Source organism: uncultured Deefgea sp. (assembly GCF_947072475.1).
In the GTDB taxonomy this organism is placed as follows: domain Bacteria; phylum Pseudomonadota; class Gammaproteobacteria; order Burkholderiales; family Chitinibacteraceae; genus Deefgea.
Map to the genome: position 1 here is coordinate 1 of NZ_CAMTIA010000038.1, position 21,946 is coordinate 21,946.

The 21,946-nt window shown below is 49.7% G+C and carries 21 protein-coding genes and 1 tRNA gene; 8 read left to right on the forward strand and 14 right to left on the reverse strand.

Annotated features, from left to right (window positions below):
* Window positions 1-718: 718 nt before the first annotated feature.
* The 9 genes from Q0V82_RS11745 to aroQ all read right to left on the reverse strand — a co-directional run bounded on the left by Q0V82_RS11745 (window position 719) and on the right by aroQ (window position 8,921).
* The gene (locus Q0V82_RS11745; protein WP_297575933.1) at window positions 719-1,504 is read right to left on the reverse strand and encodes a DUF3025 domain-containing protein; all 786 of its coding nucleotides are present in this window, start codon (window positions 1,502-1,504) and stop codon (window positions 719-721) included.
* A gap of 56 nt (window positions 1,505-1,560) precedes the next feature.
* Complete coding sequence (tpx, locus tag Q0V82_RS11750; RefSeq protein WP_297575936.1) at window positions 1,561-2,061, reverse strand: thiol peroxidase; 501 nt, start codon at window positions 2,059-2,061, stop codon at window positions 1,561-1,563.
* A gap of 193 nt (window positions 2,062-2,254) precedes the next feature.
* Window positions 2,255-2,800 (reverse strand): thiol peroxidase, encoded by a 546-nt coding sequence (gene tpx, locus Q0V82_RS11755; RefSeq protein WP_297575938.1) that lies wholly within the window; start codon window positions 2,798-2,800, stop codon window positions 2,255-2,257.
* A gap of 64 nt (window positions 2,801-2,864) precedes the next feature.
* On the reverse strand, window positions 2,865-4,073 hold the full coding sequence (locus Q0V82_RS11760; RefSeq protein WP_297575940.1) for a DUF3426 domain-containing protein: 1,209 nt from the start codon (window positions 4,071-4,073) through the stop codon (window positions 2,865-2,867).
* A 16-nt stretch (window positions 4,074-4,089) separates the two neighbouring features.
* Window positions 4,090-4,983: a 50S ribosomal protein L11 methyltransferase gene (gene prmA, locus Q0V82_RS11765; protein ID WP_297575942.1), complete on the reverse strand. Its 894-nt coding sequence runs from the start codon at window positions 4,981-4,983 to the stop codon at window positions 4,090-4,092.
* Between the two features lie 137 nt (window positions 4,984-5,120).
* Window positions 5,121-5,726 (reverse strand): LysE family translocator, encoded by a 606-nt coding sequence (locus tag Q0V82_RS11770; RefSeq protein WP_297575944.1) that lies wholly within the window; start codon window positions 5,724-5,726, stop codon window positions 5,121-5,123.
* 606 nt (window positions 5,727-6,332) lie between these two features.
* On the reverse strand, window positions 6,333-7,712 hold the full coding sequence (accC, locus tag Q0V82_RS11775) for an acetyl-CoA carboxylase biotin carboxylase subunit (RefSeq protein ID WP_297575947.1): 1,380 nt from the start codon (window positions 7,710-7,712) through the stop codon (window positions 6,333-6,335).
* A 153-nt stretch (window positions 7,713-7,865) separates the two neighbouring features.
* A complete protein-coding gene (gene accB / locus Q0V82_RS11780) occupies window positions 7,866-8,324 on the reverse strand; it encodes an acetyl-CoA carboxylase biotin carboxyl carrier protein (RefSeq protein ID WP_297575949.1) in 459 nt (152 codons plus the stop codon).
* A gap of 150 nt (window positions 8,325-8,474) precedes the next feature.
* Window positions 8,475-8,921 carry a type II 3-dehydroquinate dehydratase gene (aroQ, locus tag Q0V82_RS11785; protein ID WP_374758542.1) on the reverse strand — a complete coding sequence of 149 codons (447 nt, stop codon included), beginning with the start codon at window positions 8,919-8,921 and terminating at the stop codon, window positions 8,475-8,477.
* Between the two features lie 216 nt (window positions 8,922-9,137).
* Between aroQ and queA the strand changes: the two genes are divergently transcribed.
* From queA to Q0V82_RS11805, 4 genes are all read left to right on the forward strand, one after another.
* A complete protein-coding gene (gene queA, locus Q0V82_RS11790; protein ID WP_297575953.1) occupies window positions 9,138-10,157 on the forward strand; it encodes a tRNA preQ1(34) S-adenosylmethionine ribosyltransferase-isomerase QueA in 1,020 nt (339 codons plus the stop codon).
* A gap of 134 nt (window positions 10,158-10,291) precedes the next feature.
* Entirely contained in the window at window positions 10,292-11,404 is a 1,113-nt protein-coding gene (gene tgt / locus Q0V82_RS11795) for a tRNA guanosine(34) transglycosylase Tgt (protein ID WP_297575955.1), read from the forward strand.
* Between the two features lie 243 nt (window positions 11,405-11,647).
* Window positions 11,648-12,997, forward strand: coding sequence for an HD-GYP domain-containing protein (locus Q0V82_RS11800; protein ID WP_297575957.1), 1,350 nt, complete (start codon window positions 11,648-11,650; stop codon window positions 12,995-12,997).
* A gap of 322 nt (window positions 12,998-13,319) precedes the next feature.
* Window positions 13,320-13,769: a bacteriohemerythrin gene (locus Q0V82_RS11805; protein ID WP_297575959.1), complete on the forward strand. Its 450-nt coding sequence runs from the start codon at window positions 13,320-13,322 to the stop codon at window positions 13,767-13,769.
* A 269-nt stretch (window positions 13,770-14,038) separates the two neighbouring features.
* Here Q0V82_RS11805 and Q0V82_RS11810 read toward each other — a convergent pair whose 3' ends face one another.
* On the reverse strand, window positions 14,039-14,257 hold the full coding sequence (locus Q0V82_RS11810) for a hypothetical protein (protein WP_297575961.1): 219 nt from the start codon (window positions 14,255-14,257) through the stop codon (window positions 14,039-14,041).
* A 127-nt stretch (window positions 14,258-14,384) separates the two neighbouring features.
* Window positions 14,385-15,278 (reverse strand): SDR family oxidoreductase, encoded by an 894-nt coding sequence (locus Q0V82_RS11815; RefSeq protein ID WP_297575963.1) that lies wholly within the window; start codon window positions 15,276-15,278, stop codon window positions 14,385-14,387.
* Between the two features lie 82 nt (window positions 15,279-15,360).
* On the opposite strand from Q0V82_RS11815, the gene Q0V82_RS11820 reads away from it, so the two are divergent.
* From Q0V82_RS11820 to Q0V82_RS11830, 3 genes are all read left to right on the forward strand, one after another.
* On the forward strand, window positions 15,361-16,383 hold the full coding sequence (locus Q0V82_RS11820; RefSeq protein WP_297575965.1) for a CDP-6-deoxy-delta-3,4-glucoseen reductase: 1,023 nt from the start codon (window positions 15,361-15,363) through the stop codon (window positions 16,381-16,383).
* Window positions 16,384-16,469: 86 nt separating this feature from the next.
* Window positions 16,470-16,545, forward strand: a tRNA-Thr gene (locus Q0V82_RS11825).
* Between the two features lie 335 nt (window positions 16,546-16,880).
* On the forward strand, window positions 16,881-17,747 hold the full coding sequence (locus Q0V82_RS11830) for a site-specific integrase (RefSeq protein WP_297575966.1): 867 nt from the start codon (window positions 16,881-16,883) through the stop codon (window positions 17,745-17,747).
* A 131-nt stretch (window positions 17,748-17,878) separates the two neighbouring features.
* Here Q0V82_RS11830 and Q0V82_RS11835 read toward each other — a convergent pair whose 3' ends face one another.
* Window positions 17,879-18,616 carry a hypothetical protein gene (locus Q0V82_RS11835; protein ID WP_297575968.1) on the reverse strand — a complete coding sequence of 246 codons (738 nt, stop codon included), beginning with the start codon at window positions 18,614-18,616 and terminating at the stop codon, window positions 17,879-17,881.
* A gap of 952 nt (window positions 18,617-19,568) precedes the next feature.
* On the opposite strand from Q0V82_RS11835, the gene Q0V82_RS11840 reads away from it, so the two are divergent.
* Window positions 19,569-19,988, forward strand: a complete 420-nt coding sequence (locus Q0V82_RS11840; RefSeq protein WP_297575969.1) for a hypothetical protein — start codon at window positions 19,569-19,571, stop codon at window positions 19,986-19,988.
* Window positions 19,989-20,190: 202 nt separating this feature from the next.
* Here Q0V82_RS11840 and Q0V82_RS11845 read toward each other — a convergent pair whose 3' ends face one another.
* A complete protein-coding gene (locus Q0V82_RS11845) occupies window positions 20,191-21,060 on the reverse strand; it encodes a hypothetical protein (RefSeq protein ID WP_297575970.1) in 870 nt (289 codons plus the stop codon).
* Window positions 21,061-21,467: 407 nt separating this feature from the next.
* Complete coding sequence (locus tag Q0V82_RS11850; RefSeq protein ID WP_297575971.1) at window positions 21,468-21,755, reverse strand: AlpA family transcriptional regulator; 288 nt, start codon at window positions 21,753-21,755, stop codon at window positions 21,468-21,470.
* Between the last annotated feature and the right edge of the window lie 191 nt (window positions 21,756-21,946).

Below are 21,946 nucleotides of genomic sequence, written 5' to 3' on the forward strand. Positions count from 1 at the left end.
GTCGGAATACACCTTCCACTTTGGGTCGATGGCCGATTTTAGTCTGTTTATTCAGCAGCGTAGCTCCGATAGAGCGTAGCGAAATCGGAGGGAACAGCATCATGCGTACGATTACGCTGCGCTAATCTTACCTACTCTGCTTCGTCGGAATACACCTTCCACTTTGGGTCGATAGCCGATTTTAGTCTGTTTATTCAGGGTATATCTTAGCGACACCAACAAAAACAGGCCTAATCAGTGCGTAGGTTGGGCTAAATGAAATGCAGCCCAACGTTTACCGCGATTGTTGGGCTTCGTGCCTCAGCGCCAACCTACAATTCATTTCAGCTTTGAGTTGATAGCCGTCTCTTGGCTAGTTCACTCACCAGCTACGGCGCAATACTGTAGGGTGCTGAGAGCTACGCAAATCGCGCCGTTGCGATGTTTATTTACGGCTAATGCGGCGCAATTCGCTGCGCTCATTGTCGCCCTACGGCAGATTTAACTCGGCGGACATCTGCCGCACACCAAACCACTTAAGCGGTGACTTTGGCGATGCAGCATTTGCTCCGTGCCGATTTCATGCCCAATCAATCAACTCGAATCTTGCATAAAAAAGGCCAGATCTGGTTTTTTTCCTGAGTTAAAACTGAGCAAATGCGTTCGCGCTCAAAGCGGGCAATGTCGTGACAGGCTGGCCAAACTCAGCTTTACACCGATCTGGTACTCTTGTATGGGTTTATTTTGCTGCGCTTTTGGGCCGGGCATGGCGAAAATAGCGCGTATTGGCATAAAAATCGGCGTCTTGCTCGGGCCACCATTGCGGGATGCCCAAATACGGCAGGGGAGGGAGCTGGCGCGGGGTTTTTAGCGCGTGTTGTTCGATTTGTTCGGCGATTCGGTGATCGAGTTCTTGGCGTTGCGCGATTAAATCAAGCGCAAAAAAATCCGCGTCAACTTGAATCGGCCAGCATTTTCCGGTTAAGCCCACAAAGGGTTGCAGTAAATTTTCCAGCGTGGCGTGACCAAAAACAAAGGCGCTGATTTCTTGTCCCCATGCCTGTGCTTCTTCGACAAACAATGCCTGCCATTGGTGCGCGACCATCAGTTCAAGTAGCGCTGGGCGGCTATACGGCAAAATTAAGCCGCATTCATCAAATAAGGTGGCGGCATCGCGCACTGGCCCACGGATTTTGCTGTCTGGATCGGCTTGCATGGCTTTAAAGTGCAGCGCATTGAGTGCCACTTTGCTTTTGGGGTAGGCTTGCCAAATCGTTGCGTTAAAAGTGTCATGCCAATTTAAGCGCGTAGCGACACGGCCTTTTTGGTAGATTTCAAGCTCGTAATATTCGGTAATGCTATCGGGATCAACAAACTGAATGTTCGCGCCGCCTTGGGTTTGGATGCGCTCGCTGACCGTCAGCCAATCGGCGTGGTGTGGGGCTTGGGAAAAGCGTTGTAGATAGGGTAAAACCGGAGCAAAGGCAGGGGTGGTCGAGAAAAAATCTAAGGGCCAAGAGGTCATAAAATTCAAAAATCAAGCAGGGTTAAACAGTGCGAAGTTTAACCCTGATCGGGCGCTTAAGCTAAAACTTTCAATGCGGCTTCATAGTTAGGCTCGTCTTTAATGTCGGCAACGAGTTCAGCATGGATGACTTGATCATTCTCATCCAACACAATGACCGCACGCGCAGCAACGCCAGCCAATGGTGCGCTGGTGATGTCAACGCCGTAATTGGCCAAAAACTCACGGCCGCGCATGGTGGATAAATTCACCACGTTTTCAATGCCTTCGGCACCGCAAAAGCGGCTTTGGGCGAATGGCAAATCAGCAGAAATGCACAATACCACGGTGTTTTCGAGTTTGGCGGCCGACTCGTTGAAATGACGCACTGACATCGCGCAAGTTGGGGTGTCAACGCTTGGGAAAATATTCAAAACTTTACGTTTGCCGGCCAGACTAGCCAAGCTCACGTCAGAAAGATCTTTGGCTACCAAGCTAAATGCCGGTGCTGTGCTGCCCACTGCTGGAAATGTGCCGTTGAGGGTGACTGGATTGCCACCAAGAGTCACTGATGCCATGTAATGCTCCTTAGTTTTATATGAATGCTGCATGAAAGTAAGTGGGGCTGTTTAAGTAAAAAAAAAGCGCCGCAGCGCTGATTTAATCTTATTTTCTTTGGATGAAAGTTGCGGGCGTGAGTCGGGCATACTTTGCCGACGCAAAAACGCCAAGATGGATCAAGGCCCAATCTTGGCGGGCGTATGACTGACTTTATTCGATGCTTAGGACTTCAATTTCTCGGATGGCAACTTGTGGCGGATCGAGCAAATCGAGAGCCGATGCATAGTTGGGCTCGGCATTGAGATCACTCACCAGCTCGGAATACAAAATGGTGTCGTCGACATCCAGTGCAAATAAGGCGGTGGTCATCAGGCCAGACAGCGGAATATCGGTAATCATCACGCCGTAGTCTTTATGAAAGTCACGCCCGCGCAAGGTCGACATTAAGTGGATTTTAAGAAATCGTTCAGTATCTAAAATTCGGGATAACGCATACGGGGTATCGACCGACACCGTCATAATCACGGTGTTTTTGAGCTCATAGCCTATGGTTTCGAGTTTTCTGGCAATGGTTAAACCAATCGCCGCATCTAAGCTAGGCACCACGGCGATGAGTTTTCTTTGCCCCCAAAATTTGGACAGTGGCACATCGAGTAAGTGAATGTCGACCAGCATAAAACTATGCGCGGTTTCACCAGCGCGGGGAAAGCGGCCACCAATGCTGACAGGGGTGCTATTGAGCATAACGGTCGACATGCATCATCTCCTGAATTAATTTCTATCCTCAGTATGACTTTTATTGTCAGAAAAACAAGCAGTCTTAATAAAACCAGAACAGAGAATAACCGGTTGAATGTAATTCGCCCAAATCAAGTTGTAAGAATGCGGGAATTTCTTCGTTGGCTTCGATGCGGTCTTGCTGGCGCTCGTTCTGCAGCAAATACTGTTTGGCGGTGAAGGTTTTGCGAACGATGACGCGTTCATTGTCGTCAGTTAGTGTGAGCTCTAGCTTGGGCAAGGCTTGAGCAAAAGGCGCAAGATTACGCAAGGTGGCATTGAGCTGAATTAAGCGCGGATTATTCGGAATAAAACTCAGTTCTGAATATTCCGAGCGCAGTAATTGGGCGTTTTGTGGCAGCGGCATAGTGCAATCGAGCTTGGCGCACAGTGCCAAATATTTGGGACGTAAAATAGGAAAATCTTGGCTGAGCTCAAGCCGGAATTGATACAGCAATTGCAACACCAAGATCATCAATGCCAAGAGGCTGGCGAGCGCCCACCAGCCGGTGTGTTGCGCGGTTTTTTTGGGGGATATAAATAAATCGTCATCGCTGAGAATCGGCTGATACTCAGCTTGTTCAGCTTGATTGTCGATTTCAACTTGGCTTGGGCTTGGCGCGCTGCTTAGCGGCGGGCGGGTCTCTTCAGCCACCGCTGCAGCGGCCAAAGCCAGCTCAATTTCCATTGCCAGTGTCGGGTCTTGTGCTGCGCTTGGCGCAATGGGGGTTTCTACGTGGCTTGGCGCTGCGCTGTCTTTCTCTAGTGCGGGCTCGTCACTGCGGCTAGTGTGGCGGGCGAGCACTTCAAATTGGAGTAAATCGATTTCTTGGGCAATATCATCGGGTATATTGCTATCGGCTTTATTAATTAAAGGCTCTGCGGCTATACCTTGGTGATCAGCTTGTGTATCGAGCGGTTCAAATACCGTTGCGATGGTGTCGGTGTGGCTAGCTGGGCTGTCAGGCTCAGCGAAGCTGGCTTGAGTTGCAATCTCACTGGTCACGGTTGCAGTGCCAGCGATTTTATTGTCAACGGTCTCGCTGGAGGGGATTTCACTGACAATGGCATCGTCGGACTGGTTTTGCTCATTGCTCGGCTCATTGCCAGCAAGGGGCGCTTGCATAAAATCAGGCGCATGAAACACAAACGCACAGCGGCCACAGCGCACTTTGCCTTGGTGTGCGCTGAGCTGCTGATCGGTCACCCGAAAGGCGGTGCTGCAATTGGGGCAGCAGGTAATTTGGTTCATGCGCTGACTTCACTCATTAAGCGGATTTGCGGAGACCGGAGAGGCAAACCCAACCTTCGTGCTCGGCGGCTGGCGAAAAATCAAACCATTGGCTGTAAATGGCGATAATTTCATGTGCTTGCTCGGCCAAAATGCCCGATAGCACAATCTTGCCACCGATACGGCAACGGCTGGCTAGCAATGGCGCGAGTGTTTTGAGCGGATTGGTCAGAATATTGGCCACCACCACGTCGTAGCTTTTGCTCGGCGCGGCATCGGGTAAATAAAACTGCGCGACCACGTTGTTTTGCTCGGCATTTTGGCGGCTGGCAATCATCGCTTGGGCGTCGATATCCACACCATCGGTTTCGCCTGCGCCGAGTTTGACTGCTGAAATCGCCAAAATCCCGCTGCCGCAACCGTAATCCAGCACGTTTTCGCCACCAACGAGGTTGGAATCTAGCCATTGCAAACATAGGCGAGTCGTTGGGTGGCTGCCGGTACCAAAGGCTAAACCGGGGTCAAGCTGGATGCTCACCGCAGTAGGATCTGGGCATTCGTGCCATGTAGGGGTAATCCATAGGCGCGGTGAAATAGGAATCGGATCAAATTGCGATTGGGTTAAGCGCACCCAATCTTGATCGGCAACGTCGACAATCTCGAAACTTGGCGCAGGCAGCTGCAGGACTTGCGCTGCGTGCTCAACAATAGTGGCGACATCCATCTCAACGTCAAACAGTGCCACCACAATGCTGGTTTCCCACAGTTGATCGACCGGCTCGCCCGGTTCACCAAAAATCGGTTTTTCAGCGTCGGTGCCCGCTGCTGCGTCTTCAATCGACACGGAAAGCGCGCCCAAATCAAATAAGGTGTCCGAATAGCCTTCTGCTTGTGCAGAATCGGTTGTTAGGCGGAGTTCTTGCCATGCCATGATGCGGTTCCTAAGTTCGGTAGGGGCGTATTTTGCCACGAACCGCACCCGCTCGACGAAAAAGCTTGTTGTGCTTGTTTACTTTGCATCGCAATGATGTTTAGGAACCGGTATCAAAACCAATCCAAAGAACGCGATTAAGCCAATAGGATCAGCTCGCCATACAGCAAATAAAATGCCGTTAGCGCCATCAACGAGGCCATGCTGCCGTTAAACAATTTGAGGTTTTTTGGCACCAGTAAATGGTGGCGCAAAGCGTCGCCCAGCCACGCCCATACGGCAATACACGGCAAATTGATCAGCGCGCAAATCAGTGCTAAACCCAGCACTGCGCCCAGATTGGCTGGCCCGTGCGGCAAAAATAAAATCACCGTATTGAGGACCATCACCCATGCCTTTGGGTTAATCCACTGAAACGCCGCCGCCGCCAAAAAAGACATCGGCCGCGCAACTTGTTTGCCTTCGGGTGAGGCGGCACGCCAAATTTGCCATGACAACCACAGCAAATAAGCGCAACCGATGACGCCCAAAATCGGCCGAACGCTACTGAGTACGGCCATCACCCACGCCAAAAACATCCCGACTAAAAACACCTGCACCGCATGGCCAATACTAATTCCTAACATATGCGGTAGGGTGCGGCGAAAACCAAAATTGCCGCCCGAAGCGGCGAGCATCAAATTATTCGGCCCCGGCGTGACCGACATAATCGATACATAAGTTATTAATGCAATGTTCAGCACAAGCACCTCGGTGGAAAAATGAGCCTTGATAGTAGGGGGAATCTCAATGGCATAACAGAGGCATTGCCGGGGTGAATTGAGGGTTACAGTTTGATTGATCGCTGCGCTGCAGAGGCGCTGGACTGGTTTTTTAGGCCCAAGTTGACGAGGCTGGGATAGCCGCTATGCTCAATTTGAGCATCCGCGTATTTAATGAGGTATTCATCCGCAGCTCATATTAATTAAAGGCTAGGATCAAATACTGTGCTTTTTTTGCAATGTTCAGATTACGTGTTGATTATGACGAGAGCATCGCGGCATTCCCTCGATGGGAGAGGGCGTAGGGTGAGGGTGATACACCGGCGTATATTTTAAGCTCAACACCCCCATCCCAACCTTCCCCCGTCGAGGGGGAAGGGGTTGAATTCGATCCGCTTAAGCACTTGTGATACCAGCTATCAACATCAAATCTGAACAAAGCCCTTTTTTTGGTCGTGATCAGATTACGTGTTGATGATTTTAAGTGCCTGCGGCACCCATATCAAATCTGAACAGCACCGTTAGTTTACCAAGAGCAAAATAAAAAACGGAGCCCGTGGGCTCCGTTTTCTAGGGTTACTGCGAGGTTTACTGCGATGCCGCCGTTTTTGCCGCAATCAATTTGCGAATTTCCGGCATTTGCTGCTCAAGGTAATGAATGCTGGTTTCACCTTTGACAAATTCGGCATCCACCAAGAGCTGTTGATGCAGTGGGATATTGGTTGAAATCCCTTGCACCACCATTTCGGACAAAGCAATGCGCATTTTGGCAATCGCTTGCTCACGGGTGTCGCCGTAAGTGATGATTTTGCCGATCATGCTGTCATAGTTTGGCGGTACAAAATAGCCTTGATACACGTGCGAATCGACCCGAACACCCGGGCCACCCGGGGTGTGATACGTGGTAATCCGACCCGGACTTGGGAAGAAATTGAGTGGATCTTCGGCATTGATCCGGCATTCAATCGCATGGCCGTGGAGTTTAACGTCCGCTTGGGTGTAGCTCAGTGGTAAGTTGGCTGCGACCCGAATTTGCTCTTGCACAATGTCGATGCCGGTAATGAGCTCAGTCACTGGGTGCTCAACTTGTACGCGGGTATTCATCTCAATAAAGAAGAACTCACCATTTTCATACAAGAATTCAAACGTACCTGCACCGCGGTAGCCCATACGGCGGCATGCTTCGGCACAAGACTCGCCAATGCGCTCGCGCTGCTCTTGGGTAATGCCTGGTGCTGGCGCTTCTTCGAGTACTTTTTGGTGGCGGCGTTGCATAGAGCAATCGCGCTCGCCCAAATAAATCGCATTGCCGTGCTGGTCAGCCAAAATCTGAATTTCGATGTGGCGTGGGTTTTGCAAATAGCGTTCCATATACACCACTGGATTGCCAAAGGCCGCGCCAGCTTCTGCTTGTGTCATTGCCACTGCGCCAAGCAAGTCTTCTTCGCGCTCAACCACGCGCATACCACGACCACCACCACCACCAGCGGCTTTAATAATGACTGGATAGCCGACTTTGCGGCCAATCTTAATCATTTCAGCGTCATCATCAGGCAAGGCGCCGTCAGAGCCCGGTACGCAAGGTACGCCAGCGGCTTTCATCGCGTCTTTGGCCGACACTTTATCGCCCATTAGGCGAATCGTTTCTGGACGTGGACCGATAAATACAAAGCCCGATTCTTCGACTCTTTGTGCAAAATCAGCGTTTTCAGAAAGAAAACCGTAGCCTGGGTGAATCGCTTCGGCTTCGGTGACTTCAGCCGCCGAAATCAGCGCCGCCATATTGAGGTAGCTTTGTGCTGATGGATTGGGGCCGATACAGACTGATTCATCCGCTAGCTTGACGTATTTGGCTTCGCGGTCAATTTCAGAATGCACCACAACGGTTTTGATGCCCATTTCACGGCAGGCACGCAAGATACGCAGTGCAATCTCGCCGCGATTGGCAATGAGGATTTTTTTAAACATAGGTACTCCGTGATCAGTGAGTGCTGCCGATTGGGGATTGGGGAAGGGTGAGTGGTGAGTGGTGAGTGGTGAGTGGGTTTTACTCCCCACTCCCTATTCTCTACTCCCCTTATCTCCAGCTTCTTACTATCCCTAATCCGGCATCTCACAGAATTAGCCAATAATAAACATGGGTTCGCCATATTCAACGGGCTGACCGTTTTCGACCAAGATAGCTTTAATCACGCCGCTGTATTCAGCTTCGATTTCATTCAATAGTTTCATCGCTTCGATGATGCAGATCGTTTGGCCGGCAGTTACGCTTTGGCCGACTTCAACAAACGGTTTGGCATCTGGGCTCGATGAGCGATAAAACGAGCCAACCATCGGTGATTTTTGAGTATTGCCGGCGACCACAGGGGCTGCCGCTTCGCTGGTTTCCACGCTCACAGCAGGGGCCGGTGCGGCTGCTTGTTGCTGGGGTGGAACATGATATTGCATCGGCTGCATGTATTGCGCATTAGCCACGGTGCGGGTGATGCGGACTTTTTCTTCGCCTTCAGTGACTTCTAGTTCGGCAATGCCAGATTCTTCAACTAAGTCGATCAATTTTTTAAGTTTACGTAGATCCATGTTGCAATCCCCTCTGAAAGGTCAAATGGGTGTCCTGTCGTGCAGGCCACCTTATGGTTTAAACAAGTGTGCGTCAGTAAAATTGAGTGTTGTCTTGCCGTACTTATATATTTGCGTGGCGGTTGATCAGAAAACGGCTGTTTCGGCCTGTTATTTCGCCGATTTTAAGCGGTCGATGACAAACTCGAGTGCGTAGGCATAGCCTTTAGCCCCGAGGCCGCAGATCACGCCAATGGCAAGATCAGAAAAATAGGAGTGATGCCGGAAGGTCTCCCGTGCATGTACATTCGACAAATGCACTTCAACGAAGGGCACTTTGACCCCTGCCAAAGCATCACGAATCGCCACACTGGTATGGGTGAACGCAGCGGGGTTGATCACGATATAATCCGTGCCGTCTTGTAATGTGGCATGGATGCGTTCGATGATTTCGTATTCGCGATTGGATTGAAAAGTTTCGACTGAAACTTTATGGCTCGCACCCAAGTCAATCAACTGTTGATTGATGCTGGCCAATGTATTACTACCGTAATGTTGGGGTTCACGTAGTCCGAGTAAATTAAGGTTGGGGCCATGCAAAACCAGAATTTTACCAATGTCGGCCATTCGCGAACTCCTTGTAACACAATGTAATCGACGGAGTTTGCCGCAAGTTCTGCGAACTTGTCCAGAAAAAGCGTGCTTTTTCTTTTTTACTGAAGGTGTAAACGATCGTTTTAAAACGTGCCTACGTCAATGTTGGCGCGGCTTATATCGATGTTTGCTGATACAATCTTGTAGTTTTGCTACATATGCGACGAAGGCGTTTTTTTGATGCAGATTGCCGATTTTGATTACCATTTGCCCGATCAGTTGATCGCGCAGTTCCCTCCTGAGGTGCGTGGCGCGAGTCGTTTACTGCATATTGACGGTCAAACGCCACAAGATACGCGGTTTAGCGCTTTGCCGAGTTTTTTGCGCGCTGGTGACCTTTTGGTGTTTAACGACACCAAGGTGATTAAAGCGCGTTTATTCGGTGAAAAAGCCAGTGGCGGCAAAATTGAAGCACTGGTTGAGCGGGTTTTAGATGAACATACCGCTTTGGCGCACGTTAAAGCGTCTAAAGCGCCCAAGGCGGGGACGATTTTGCATTTTCAAGGCGGCTTCACCGCCGAAATGGTTGAGCGCCAAGGCGATTTATTTAAATTGCGCTTTGCTGGTGATGTGAGCGTGTTTGAGATTTTGGAGCAATCGGGTTTATTGCCATTGCCACCGTATATCACGCATGTGCCTGATGATGAAGACGCTAAGCGCTATCAAACTGTTTACGCGCGTGACCCCGGTGCGGTGGCAGCACCAACAGCGGGCTTGCACTTTACCGATGAGTTGCTAGCGCAAATTCGTGCGATGGGCGTGGATACGGCGTTTTTGACCTTGCATGTGGGGGCCGGTACTTTTATGCCGGTGCGCGTTGATGAGATTAGCGAGCACACCATGCATCACGAGCGCTACTTTATTCCGCCTGCGACGATTGAGCTGATTTTGGCGACCAAGGCGCGCGGTGGACGCGTGATTGCCGTCGGAACAACCAGTTTGCGCGCGCTGGAGGCCTCGTCACAGCAAGGCTTGTTGGCTGAGCCGGTGGGCGATACCGACATATTTATTACACCGGGTTTTGAATTTAAAGTAGTGGATCGCTTGATCACTAACTTTCATTTACCCAAATCAACGTTATTAATGCTTGTGGCAGCGTTTATTGGATTTGATACCATGCGCGCAGCGTATGAACATGCCGTGAGCCATGAATATCGCTTCTTTAGCTATGGCGATGCGATGTTGTTGGAACGAAAGTAAAAAAAATTTGAACCACAGAGACACCAAGACGCAGAGGAAAAGCGAATTCGCTGGAGTTTTCTCTGTGCCTTAGTGCCTCTGTGGTCAATGTTTTTAATGAGCGCCGGACTGTTTTCCGGCTTGCGAGGAAACACATGAAATTTGAATTAAAAACCACCTCATCAGGGGCCCGTCGCGGTACTTTGACTTTGAATCACGGCGTGGTTGAAACGCCGGTATTTATGCCAGTGGGCACTTACGGCACCGTAAAAGCGATGACGCCGCGCGACTTGAACGACATTAAAGCGCAAATCATTTTGGGTAACACCTTCCATTTGTGGCTGCGCCCAGGTTTGGAAGTGATTCAAGAATTCGGTGGCCTGCATCAATTTATGGGCTGGGATAAGCCGATGTTGACCGATTCGGGCGGTTTCCAAGTATTTAGCTTGGGCGCAATGCGCAAAATCACCGAAGAAGGGGTGAAGTTCCAAAATCCAATCAACGGCGATAAATTATTCTTGACCCCAGAAGAATCAATGCGCATCCAAAAGGTGCTCAATTCGGATGTGGTGATGATTTTTGACGAATGCACGCCGTATCCCGCCGACCATAAAACCGCCGCCGATTCAATGCGAATGTCGCTGCGTTGGGCTAAACGCTCGAAAGATGAATTTAACCGCCAAGAAAATCCCAATGCACTGTTCGGGATTGTGCAAGGCGGGATGCATGAAGACCTGCGTAATGAATCCCTCGCCGGTTTGGATGAATTAGATTTTCACGGTATGGCGATTGGTGGCTTGTCGGTCGGTGAGCCCAAAGAAGAAATGGAGCGCATTCTGGCGCATACCGCGCCGCAATTGCCGGTGAACAAACCCCGTTACCTGATGGGTGTGGGTACGCCTGAAGATTTGGTGTATGGCGTATCGCAAGGCATTGATATGTTTGACTGCGTGATGCCAACCCGCAACGCCCGCAACGGCATGATGTTTACCCGTTATGGCAACGTTAAAATCAAAAACGCGCATTACAAAAAAGATACGCGTCCGCTGGATGAAAGCTGTGATTGCTACACTTGCCGCAATTTTAGCCGTGCCTACCTGCATCATTTGTTCCGCTGCCAAGAAATCCTCAGCTCGCAACTCAATACCATCCACAATCTGCACTACTACCAAGTGCTGATGGCAGAAATGCGCGCGGCGATTGAAGTCGATCAATTCCCGCAATTTGTCGCCAAATTCCACGCCGAGCGAGCTCGCGGCGTAGAGTAAGCCATTTATTGCTGCAGCATTGCTAAAGCCACCGCAAGGTGGCTTTTTTGCGTATGGATTAAGTCAGCTTAAATTAAGCTATGCTGGGTTTGATCTTGCGTTCCCCAGTGTTCCCCGTTGCGGATCGTTTGCGGTTCGGTTGCAGATCGTTTGCGTGTCGCGCGCTTTGCTGTCGAGCTGCGCTGGTCTGATTGCCAGCGGGTCAATCACCCACCTGCATTGTTTTGCCAAATGAGACGAAAAATGGCTGCAAATTTAAAACTAGCTGAACTATTGGGTTCGCTCAGTTATGCCTTGGATCTGACTGAAGGACAGCCCGCAGGGCATTGCGTGCGTTGTTGCTGGATTGGCGTGCATATTGGCCGGCAAATTGGCATGGCAGAGTCCGAGATTTGGGCTTTGTATTACACCTTATTACTCAAGGATTTGGGTTGCAGCAGCAATGCGGCGCGAATTTGCGAGCTGTATTTGGTCGACGATCAGCACTTTAAGCATGACTTCAAGCTAGTCGGTAATAATTTATCGCAAGTTTTAGGCTTTGTTTTTGAGCACACCGGTAAGAATGAAAGCTGGACGCAGCGCTTAACGGCGATTTTGAATATTTTGCGTAATGGCGATCAAATTGCCCAAGAGTTAATTCAAACCCGCTGCGATCGTGGTGCACGCATTGCCCGCCAGCTGCGGTTTCCGGAGTCTGTGGCGCAGGGGATTCATTCATTAGATGAACACTGGGATGGCAGCGGCCGGCCAGAAGGTTTGCGTGGTAACGCGATTCCAATCCATGCGCGGATTGCCTTATTAGCGCAAGTGATTGATGTGTTTCATTTCTCGCACGGCGCTGATGCCGCCCGTTTAGAAATTCAGCAGCGTGCCGGCGTGTGGTTTGACCCTGAATTGGTGGCCGCGTTTAATGTGGTCGGCCAAGACGCAGCATTTTGGCAGGCGTTGAACGATCCCAATATTGATCAAATCGTGCAGTCGCTTGAGCCCGCGCAATGGACGCAGCCACTGGATGAGCAATATATGGACGATATCGCCTCGGCGTTTGGTCAAGTGGTCGATGCCAAAAGTCCGTTTACCGCTGGGCATAGTGAGCGCGTGGGCTTTTATGCCAATTTAATCGCCCAAGAAATGGGCTTTTCTGCCGAGCGTTGCCAATGGATTACCCGCGCCGCCTTATTACACGACGTCGGCAAACTTGGGGTGAGTAGCCGTATTTTGGAAAAACCGGGCCGTTTAACCGATGAAGAATTTCGTGCGGTGCAACAGCACGCCAGCCTAACCGAAACGATATTAGAAAAAATTGCGCCCTTTGCCGAATTAGCCGTGGTGGCCGCAGCGCATCATGAACGCCTCGACGGGCAAGGCTATCCACGCAAAATCAGTGGCGCAGCGATTTGTATGGAAACGCGCATTATCACCGTGGCCGATATTTTTGACGCCATCAGCGCCGAGCGCCCGTATCACGCCGCCAATTCACCCGAAAAAACCATCGAAATCATGCGCGGCATGCTGGGATCAGCCATTGATGCCGATTGCTTTGCCGCCTTGCAAAGCGTAGTGATGCGCGAAAGCCTGCTGTCGCCTGCTTAATGGGGTCTGCTCAAGCACTTGTGATATTGCCTATCAACATCAAGTCTGAACAAAGCCTATCTCCACTGGGTATTACCGTGTAAATCTTGTTGTATAGATATTGCAGTGATATACCCGTTTCTTTGCGATTCGGTTTTAAGCGCTTGGTGCTGGTATACATTGCTAAGGGTTAGCCTGTAGCGGTTTGCCGTGAATCCATTTAAACCCTGCGCCAAGTGTTGTAGATAGGGGAGGCTGGCTCGGACTTGGCCCACTTTTTGATGTAGATCAAATAGGGGCGGCGCGGCGCTGGGCAGTATGGCGGCTTCTGAGGGAGTCAGCGATGAGTTTATTGATTGAATGGAATGATACGTTATCGGTTGGGATTCAAGAGATTGATGAGCAGCATAAAGTACTGGTGAATTTATTAAATGAATTAAACGATGCCATTCGCCAGCATCATGGGCGTGAGGCCTCGGTGGAGATTTTGCAGCGTTTGGCCGACTACACCCGTACCCACTTCACGGTTGAAGAAAGCTTGATGCGGATTTTGGGTTATCCCGATTATGAAACACATAAAATGCATCATGAAGAATTGATTGGGCAAATGGTGGATTTGCAAGCCAGGCTCAATCAAGGGGATGCGGTGTCTTTTGAGTTGCTGCACTTTTTACGCAATTGGTTAACGCGGCACATTATGGAAGCCGATCAACGCTATGTTGAGCACTTCTTATCGCGCGGCGTGCAAAAAACATGGCAAAAGAAAGGCTGGTTAGAACGTTTTTGGTCTTGATCGCCAATGGTATCTCGGCAGTGATGCCGAACAAAAAAACGCACAGCGGGCTGAAATACAGTTCACTTAACGACAAACTCTGAAAACCTGACGCAGAGGCGCAGAGGAACTTCAGGGTTTTTCGATTGATTTTCTCTGTACCTTGGCGTCAAAAGCGACACCAGCAATGAAATCGAGGAAAAAAAATGCCGCTCACTTGGCTTAAGTGAACGGCATTGCACAGTGGGCTGTGCGTTTTTATTGCTACCCAACGATTTTGCTAGATCACATCAAGCGGGCTGATCGTTATTGTCATTGGTGGTGTTTTTTGTGGCTTTGCTTGGCGAAAAATGCTCGGCATGGGTATACAGCTGCAAATTAAAATGCGCTTGATCATCGCGATAATCCACGCGTGGCGCATCGGCGCTGTGATGAAACGTCCACCAGCAATAAATTAAATATACTGCGCCCGCCAAGATTAACGCCCATGTGATCCAGATGCTGATCATGATCTATACTCCGCAGTCAACAATCAGTCAGCATAGTAAAAGATATAGCGAAAGCAAATGCTTTGTTACGCCAGCTTTACGGCGATTAAATCAGGCTATGGATTCAGCATCGATACGCGCGCCAGTTTTACAGGCCGCTGGCTAAGCCCGCAGCGGTATTAGGGTAGCGCAATTGCAGCTTGAGCTCATTTTTGGCGCGGGCATTGCCGATTTGCCGCGATTCATTCAAATAAGACAATAGGGCCGGCGACAGCCGCGTTTGCGCCTCAGCGCGGCTAATGCGTGGCGGACGCGCCAGCTGCATCGCATCGGCGACTTGATCAAAATAATCGCCCATTTTATGCGGCTCATCATCGACGATATTGTAAGTACGTAGCGGCAAACCGCGAAACAGCGCCAAACAGAGCGCATGCGCTAAATCATCAGCATGAATATGATTGCTATAACTGTCTTCTTCACGATGGAGTACCGGTTCACCCCGCGCAATGCGCTCCAGCGGTAAACGATTGGCAGCATAAATGCCGGGCGAGCGTAAAATGCTCAGCCGAACACCGTGCCGTCCGGCCCAATCACGCAATTGTTTTTCGGCATCGACTCGGCGCAATGCGCGCAGCGATTGCGTTTTAAGCGGACTGCTTTCATCAATCCATTGCCCAGCATAATCGCCATAAACACCGCTGGTGCTGATGTAAACAGCTCGGCGTAAGCGCTGTGGTAAAATTTTATTTTGCTGGATGTTGGCGTGGCTTAAAGCGGCAATTAGGGCTCGCGTTCGTTGATCGCCCGCGCCTTCACCCGGTGGCGCACTGTGAATCAAATACTCGGCAATACCGCTTAAGCGCGCTAAAGATTTTGGCCGATCTAAATCGGCAAAAATAGGGCGAACACCAAGGGTATTGAGTTGCAATGCAGATTCTTTAGAGCGTGCAGTTGCATACACCGTAAAGTGCTGCTTAAGCCAAGGCAGGGCGCGGCGAACAACATCGCCACAACCAATAATTAATAAGCGTGGTTTTTTCATAGATTAGTAGCTCACAGCGTGGCGCAGTTAAGGGCAGGGATTGGTCAATGCTCGACACGCATTAACACAGCATGGAATGAATATGAGTCAACAACTTACCATCGAACCTTCGGGCCAGCAACTCTCTGTCTTTGAGGGAGAGACCTTGCTCGACGCCGCCATGCGAGAAGGTTTTAACATGCCCTATGGTTGTAAAAACGGATCGTGCGGCGCCTGCAAAGGCAAGGTGCTCAGCGGTGAAGTCGTGCATGGTGATCATTCTGAAACGGCGCTGAGCGCGGCCGAGCAAGAACAAGGTTATGCCTTATTTTGTTGTGCCACACCGGTGAGTGAGCAAGTGAGCATCGAGTGCCGCGAAGTCAGCGCCACCAAAGACATCCAAATCAAAACGCTGCCAACGCGCATCGAACGCATCGAAAAAGTCTCGCCAGATGTCGCTATTTTGACGTTAAAACTGCCATCAACCGAAAAAATGGCCTTTCTGGCTGGGCAGTATATTGATATCCACACCAAAACCGGCAAAAAGCGCAGCTTCTCGATTGCCAATCCACCGCATCAAGCCGGCTTTTTGCAACTGCATATTCGCCATATCGACGGCGGCGAGTTTTCAGATTACGTGTGGAACACGATGAAAGAGCGCGAGATTTTTCGCTTTACCGGCCCACTCGGTAGCTTCTTTTTGCGTGAAGACAGCGATAAACCGATCTTGTTCCTAGCCACTGGCACCGGTTTTGCCCCCATCAAAGGCATGATCGAGCATGCGCTGGCCAATCACACCCAGCGTGAAATGGTGCTTTATTGGGGCTGCCGTACCTTGGCTGATCTTTATATGCCCGAATTGCCATCGCAGTGGCAGCAGCTCTATCCCAACTTTACCTTTATCCCAGTTTTATCTGACCCCAAGCCCGAAGATCAATGGCAGGGGCGTACCGGATTCTTGCACGAAGTGGTTTTGGCCGACTTTGCCAGCCTGGCCCACTACCAAGTTTACGCCTGCGGGTCCCCCATGATGGTTGAAGCGGCCTATACCGGCTGCCTTTCACACCAACTACCGAGCGATGCGTTTTTCTCCGACGCCTTTTTTACCAGCAAGGATTTAAAATAAAAACGTTGTAAAACCAGACGTTTATCGATTCTTTTGTAAGTAGTGCTTGCCACAAAACAAGTCGTTCTATATGATGCAGTCCTGTTGCCGATGTAGCTCAGTTGGTAGAGCACCTGACTTGTAATCAGGGGGTCGCGAGTTCGATTCCTGCCGTCGGCACCAAGAAAATCAAGGGTTCAGCAAGAAATTGCTGGACCCTTTCGCATTTTAAATCATTATTTGCTGCAGTTTTGCTGCACTCAGATAATGATGGCTCGATGTCTATTTATTTTGCGTCGAGATGCAATCATGCCAATGCGTTAACGCTATACCACTGCTCCAAGGCACATTTTTAGTGCCGCGACCTATCTTCAGGAGCAAGTAACATGGCAACTATTCAAAAACGCGGTCCTTCCCAGTTTCAAACCATTGTGCGCCGCAATGGTTATCCCACTCAAACCGCAACCTTCAAAACGCGCGCAGAAGCCGAGAGCTGGGCAAGTGTCGTTGAATCTGAAATGATTCGCGGCATTTTCGTTGACCGGCATGAGGCCGAGACGACAACGCTGGGTCAGGCATTGACCCGCTACGGTAAAGAAATCTCTCCAAGCAAAAAGAGTGCGGCCAATGAGCTTTTGATGATTGCCCGCCTGCAAAAGCACCCTTTAGCTTTGCGGGGTTTAGCGAGTCTGCGCAATGTCGATTTTGCACGCTATCGTGACGAGCGCTTGGCAGAAGTCGGTGCAAATACAGTTCGGCTAGAACTCGCACTTTTTTCACATTTGTTTAACTGCGCCTCTACAGAGTGGAGCATCCCAGTCCAGAACCCCATTGAAGGCATTCGTAAACCTAAATTGCCAGAGGGGCGTGACCGTCGTTTAGTAGGCGATGAAGAAGACCGGCTGATTGCTGCCGCTAAATTGTGCGCTAGCGGTAACAGGGGGCTTGTCGTTGCGATTCGCCTAGCTATTGAAACGGGGATGCGCGCAGGGGAGATTGCCAGCTTGAAGTGGCACCAAGTCGATTTTGATGCTGAAATCATTCGTTTGGGCGTGACTAAAAACGGCTGCAAACGAGTGGTGCCACTAACTAAAGCAGCGGAAGACATTCTGTGGAGTCTGCCTGAGCCCGCGAGCCTCAACGAACGCGTTAATACGTTTCATGATACCCGCGGTTTAAGCAAAGCATTCCGCCTGGCCTGTAAACGAGCTGGCATTGTAGGACTTTGTTTTCATGACCTGCGGCACGAAGCTGCTTCAAGGCTAGCCCCCAAAATGGAAGCGCCTACCTTGGCTAAAGTCATGGGGTGGAAAACGCTGCAGATGGCGATGCGCTACTACAATCCAACACATGCTGAGCTGGTTGCCGCGGTTCGTGCCCCTTAAGACTCGCTGATGTAGTTAAAACCCCAGTCACAACTGGGGTTTTATGTTGGTAGTTCTTAAAATGGCAGCGCTTCTAGGCTTATGTCCGTGTGATTGAGCCGCGAAATCTTAATAAATTGCTCGTTGAGTAATTACTGATTTAGCTGTTGTTGTGCTGGACTAAACGCGCCCAACCCATCCACTAGATAGGCCTTTAGGCGTGTGCTAAATCGTTCGGCTGCGGTGCTGGCGATAATGCAATGTACGTTTGAAATTTGCCTATCGTTTGCAAATCGCATTGCTCGCATGGCCATAATGAGTTTTTCGAAGTCTGCTTCGCTGCGACTGCAATTCTCGACTTCAATCCATTCGAATCCGGTTGCGGATTCCGCTATGACATCTGGAATTTTGGTGTGGATTTCTTTGAGGACAAAGGCGTTTTCCTGTTTTTCGTACGTTTGTTGAAAAATAGGGGAGACGCGCGCACCGATTTCTAGCTCGCTCCAAACACCCGGCTGGCTAAAATCTCCGCTGTAGAGGCAGGCATATACACTGTTGCATGCTGTTCGATGAGCGTGTGCATGGCGAAGCCAATCCCGAGCGTGCTTCCAATGATCGGGAAGCGTGAAGTCACGCTCGGCCAGCCATCTAACGCTTTTTTTTGTCAGCGTCACCAGCAGCTCTGACTTAATCGTGTCGCGACGAGTGACGATGTATTTTTCTTCAGTTAGCCATTTAAGTGTTCTGCCCGTCATTACTAAAGCACTGGCATCTGTGCGTTGCCAGATAGCGCGTGCAATTTGTTTAAGGCTGGCATAACCAACCCTTGAAATATAAAGCAGGACGCGAAGTCGGTTGATTTCACCTTGCTGTTGTTTGTTGAGTGTCATAGTGATTTTCCGCAGGGAGTGATACGTCGTATAGCTCAGCAGGGCTAGCATGATTCGATGTTTGTGCCGATGTTTGCAGCGTACAAACATCAAAAACATCTAGCCCCCGAAAGCGTTCCGACCTTTCACTTCGCAGCCCTGCGGCCTGCTGCGCGGAGATAAATCTCCTTGCTTATGAGGACATTTTGGCTAACGGGCTGGACGCCCTACCCAAAATTCTGCCGCTAGGGCGGCAGCCTCACTGGTCCCCCTCGCGCAGCTCGGGAAACCGCCTTGCGGCGGCACTCCCGATGGTCGTGGTCCTGGTCGGACTCGTTGCTCACCCTAGCATTTGCTACGCAACTGCCAGGGGCCCTGCAACGCCCGCGCAAAGCGGTTTCCCGAGCTGCGCCGGGGGATGGCTTCGCCCCCACCAACGGTCGTCCACTGGGGTGGACTCAAAAGCAGCTGGACGCTGCTTTTGCCCCTTGGCGGCTCCCCCACACCTGTCACGGTGGGCCGTGACAGGCTGCTACGGGCTGAACGCCCTGCGCGCCCCGTTGGGGTGTTAACTGCCTATTCTCGCGACGCTGTTTTGTCATGTATGCAGGCTTGGTGATGTTTGTTTTATCTTCGGCTGGCATCGACCTACGGCAAGCAACAACGTGCGTACTTGGCTACAACTAATAGATTTGCTTCTATCGCCACATGGAGCGACTAAGTTTTGCGTCAGCTTCTTAAAGCGCCGATAATTAGATGTCAGCTGACAGCAGTCGGCCATAAGCAGGCATTCGCATACTTTGTGCTCACTCAAAATCATGCTTAGCGGTTGCCTCAAAGCGGCAAATTTTGCCGCATTTTAAGGAGCTTTCAACTAGCCCAACTAACATCTAGCGGTGCCTGAAGCATTTATCAACACTGGCACACCAATTGCTTTCAAAACCTTACTCGAAAAATTCAAAGGAAAGAGGCAATGTCAATAAATACTGTTGGCGCATCTCAAGCATCTGAATTTATTACAAGCCAACTTAATGCCCCAAATATAGAAAAAGCTCACTTTATACCCGCAAAAGACGTTCCAAATTACTTGAGAAGTCAATACGCAGCCCGAGGCGTTTTGGTCAGCGATGCGTATATAGATTATCAAATTAACTTCCCCATAAATAACCCGCAGGGTGGTGCTTCGCTACTTCCCGAAGAGTGGGAGGCACAGTATGGGGCTAAAGCCCAATCCAGCACTAAAGTCACATTAAGCCAAGCCACCAACCCTCTAGGGAAGCATGAAACAACACATAGTACATTAGGGCGTGAAGTTAAAGATTTTACTTCGGTGGCCTCTTTAATGAAGTCTAAACTTGCATCAGTTTATTTATTCGACCTCGTAATGAAGTGATGTGAATGATTTTCTGAAAACGTTTGATGATGTTGGCTGTAATTGATGAGGAGGCAGAAATACTTCTGCTTTGGGTCGATAACAGGCGGTAGTCAGCCAAAAGCGGAAATTGAATTTGTAGGTTTGTGCTGAGCTTGCGAAGCCCAACAATCGCGGTAAACGTTGGGCTTCATTTCATTTAGCCCAACGTGCTTAGTTTTAATTAAGCTTTGAGTCTTGTTTGAAGAAATAGCAGTATCGAAAAGACGAACACCGCCAGAATTTGCCAAGCTGTAAATAACTCCAAACCAAGTGCGCTCAGTATGACCATACACATGAGCGGTAACATAGGCATCCACTGCACGGTACGGCGAACACCTAGACGAACAATGGAGCGTTGCATTAGGAAGAGTGGAATAATACTGCCGCTGATTGCTGTACCTACCAGCATTATTAAATCAGTCTGATTTAAGCTGGCATTATCATGCTGAAATAAACTGTAAGCACCGCAAACTACAATAACGAGAAAGAAACGCAAACTCAGTAGCTGCGATGAATTGAGCCCGCTTTGCTTATGAAACTCGGCGGATTTTTGCATATACATTGCAGCAAAGTAGCTAGACAATAGTGTGAGTCCAAGACCTTTCATAGTTTCGCTATTGGAGCTAGCGGAGGTCAACGCAGCTATCGTCAATGCACCGATCAACACCGCACCATTTAGCCAAAAGGCTGATGTTTTTAGAACATAACGTTCAAAAACCGTAATGTCTTTCATTATCGGAAGGCTACCAAAGAACACAGTAACGTAGACAAGTGGGGAAACGTAGGTCATTACTAAAAAGGCGAGAACAGTATTGGCCAAAGTTGTGACATTAATAATCAGGAGCAAATTACGGTAAGTAAGAACACTACGCCATAGGTCACTGAAATGCTTGCTGTTAAGCAACAAAAAAAACAAGCCAGTCAGGCCATATGTTATTAGCGTTGATGTGATTGGATCTACACTCTTAACAACCTCTCCCATCAATGCAAACGAAAATGCGTAGACAAGGCAAAATGCCAGCGCCTCCCTACATTGCCACAATTGCTTCATACTCCGACCTCCTCACTTATTACCCTATCGGCCGACGAAATAGCATCGGAAAGTCCATCAGCTATAGGGATAGCTTTTCAGCTCGACAAGTGGCATCTCATTGAAAATTTTCGTCACACCACAGTTGGCCACACCCTGAAAATGTAATGCATTTGTAATTTTTAAACAATGGTAATTGAATCAATAACCATTACAAAACCAACAAACACTTAATAAAAATCAAAACCACGTAAGCAACCTCATTTTTCGAGTCGCCATAAACGCCCGTCTTTTGGGTGTCCACAGTGGGTCGGGTGCAGAACTTCGCGGATAACAATGCGCTAAAAATTATGTAATTTTGGGGTGAGGGAGTGCGCCGCTCCAACCTTCGACAGCACTCCCTGGCTGCTGCTTTTCACGTATTGCTATCAGAGCAACTCGGAGTCCTTGTGCCGTACTTGCGCAGGTTTTGAAGGACGGCCACGACGCCTTTTCGGCGGAGCTGCGTAAAGTGGTTTTGGTGCTATTGTCGGCTGTTTACTGGCTATCCAGGCCGCAACGTCGCTTTCACGCCAGCGCAAACTGCGTCCCAATTTAATTGCTGGCGGTAAATCGCCACCCGTGTTGAATCTGTTGTAGATAGTCTGCTCTGCCAAGCTGATTGTTTGGCTCAGTTCTTTGATGTCGATGAGGCGGTCCATATCTGGATTGGTCATGTTTGCAGTCACATGACTGCCTAGAGTATAGCGCTATGTTCCTTGCTGTTACCCCAAGTTTGGCCAATTTTTCTTTGCTGCAATTTTGCTGCTGCAGTTGGGTGAAATTAGGATAAAATGAGGTAAAGCAGAGTATGGCAAGCCGTTGAATTTATTGGTTTTGTCGCGTGATTTCAGGTCTGGATTTTGGA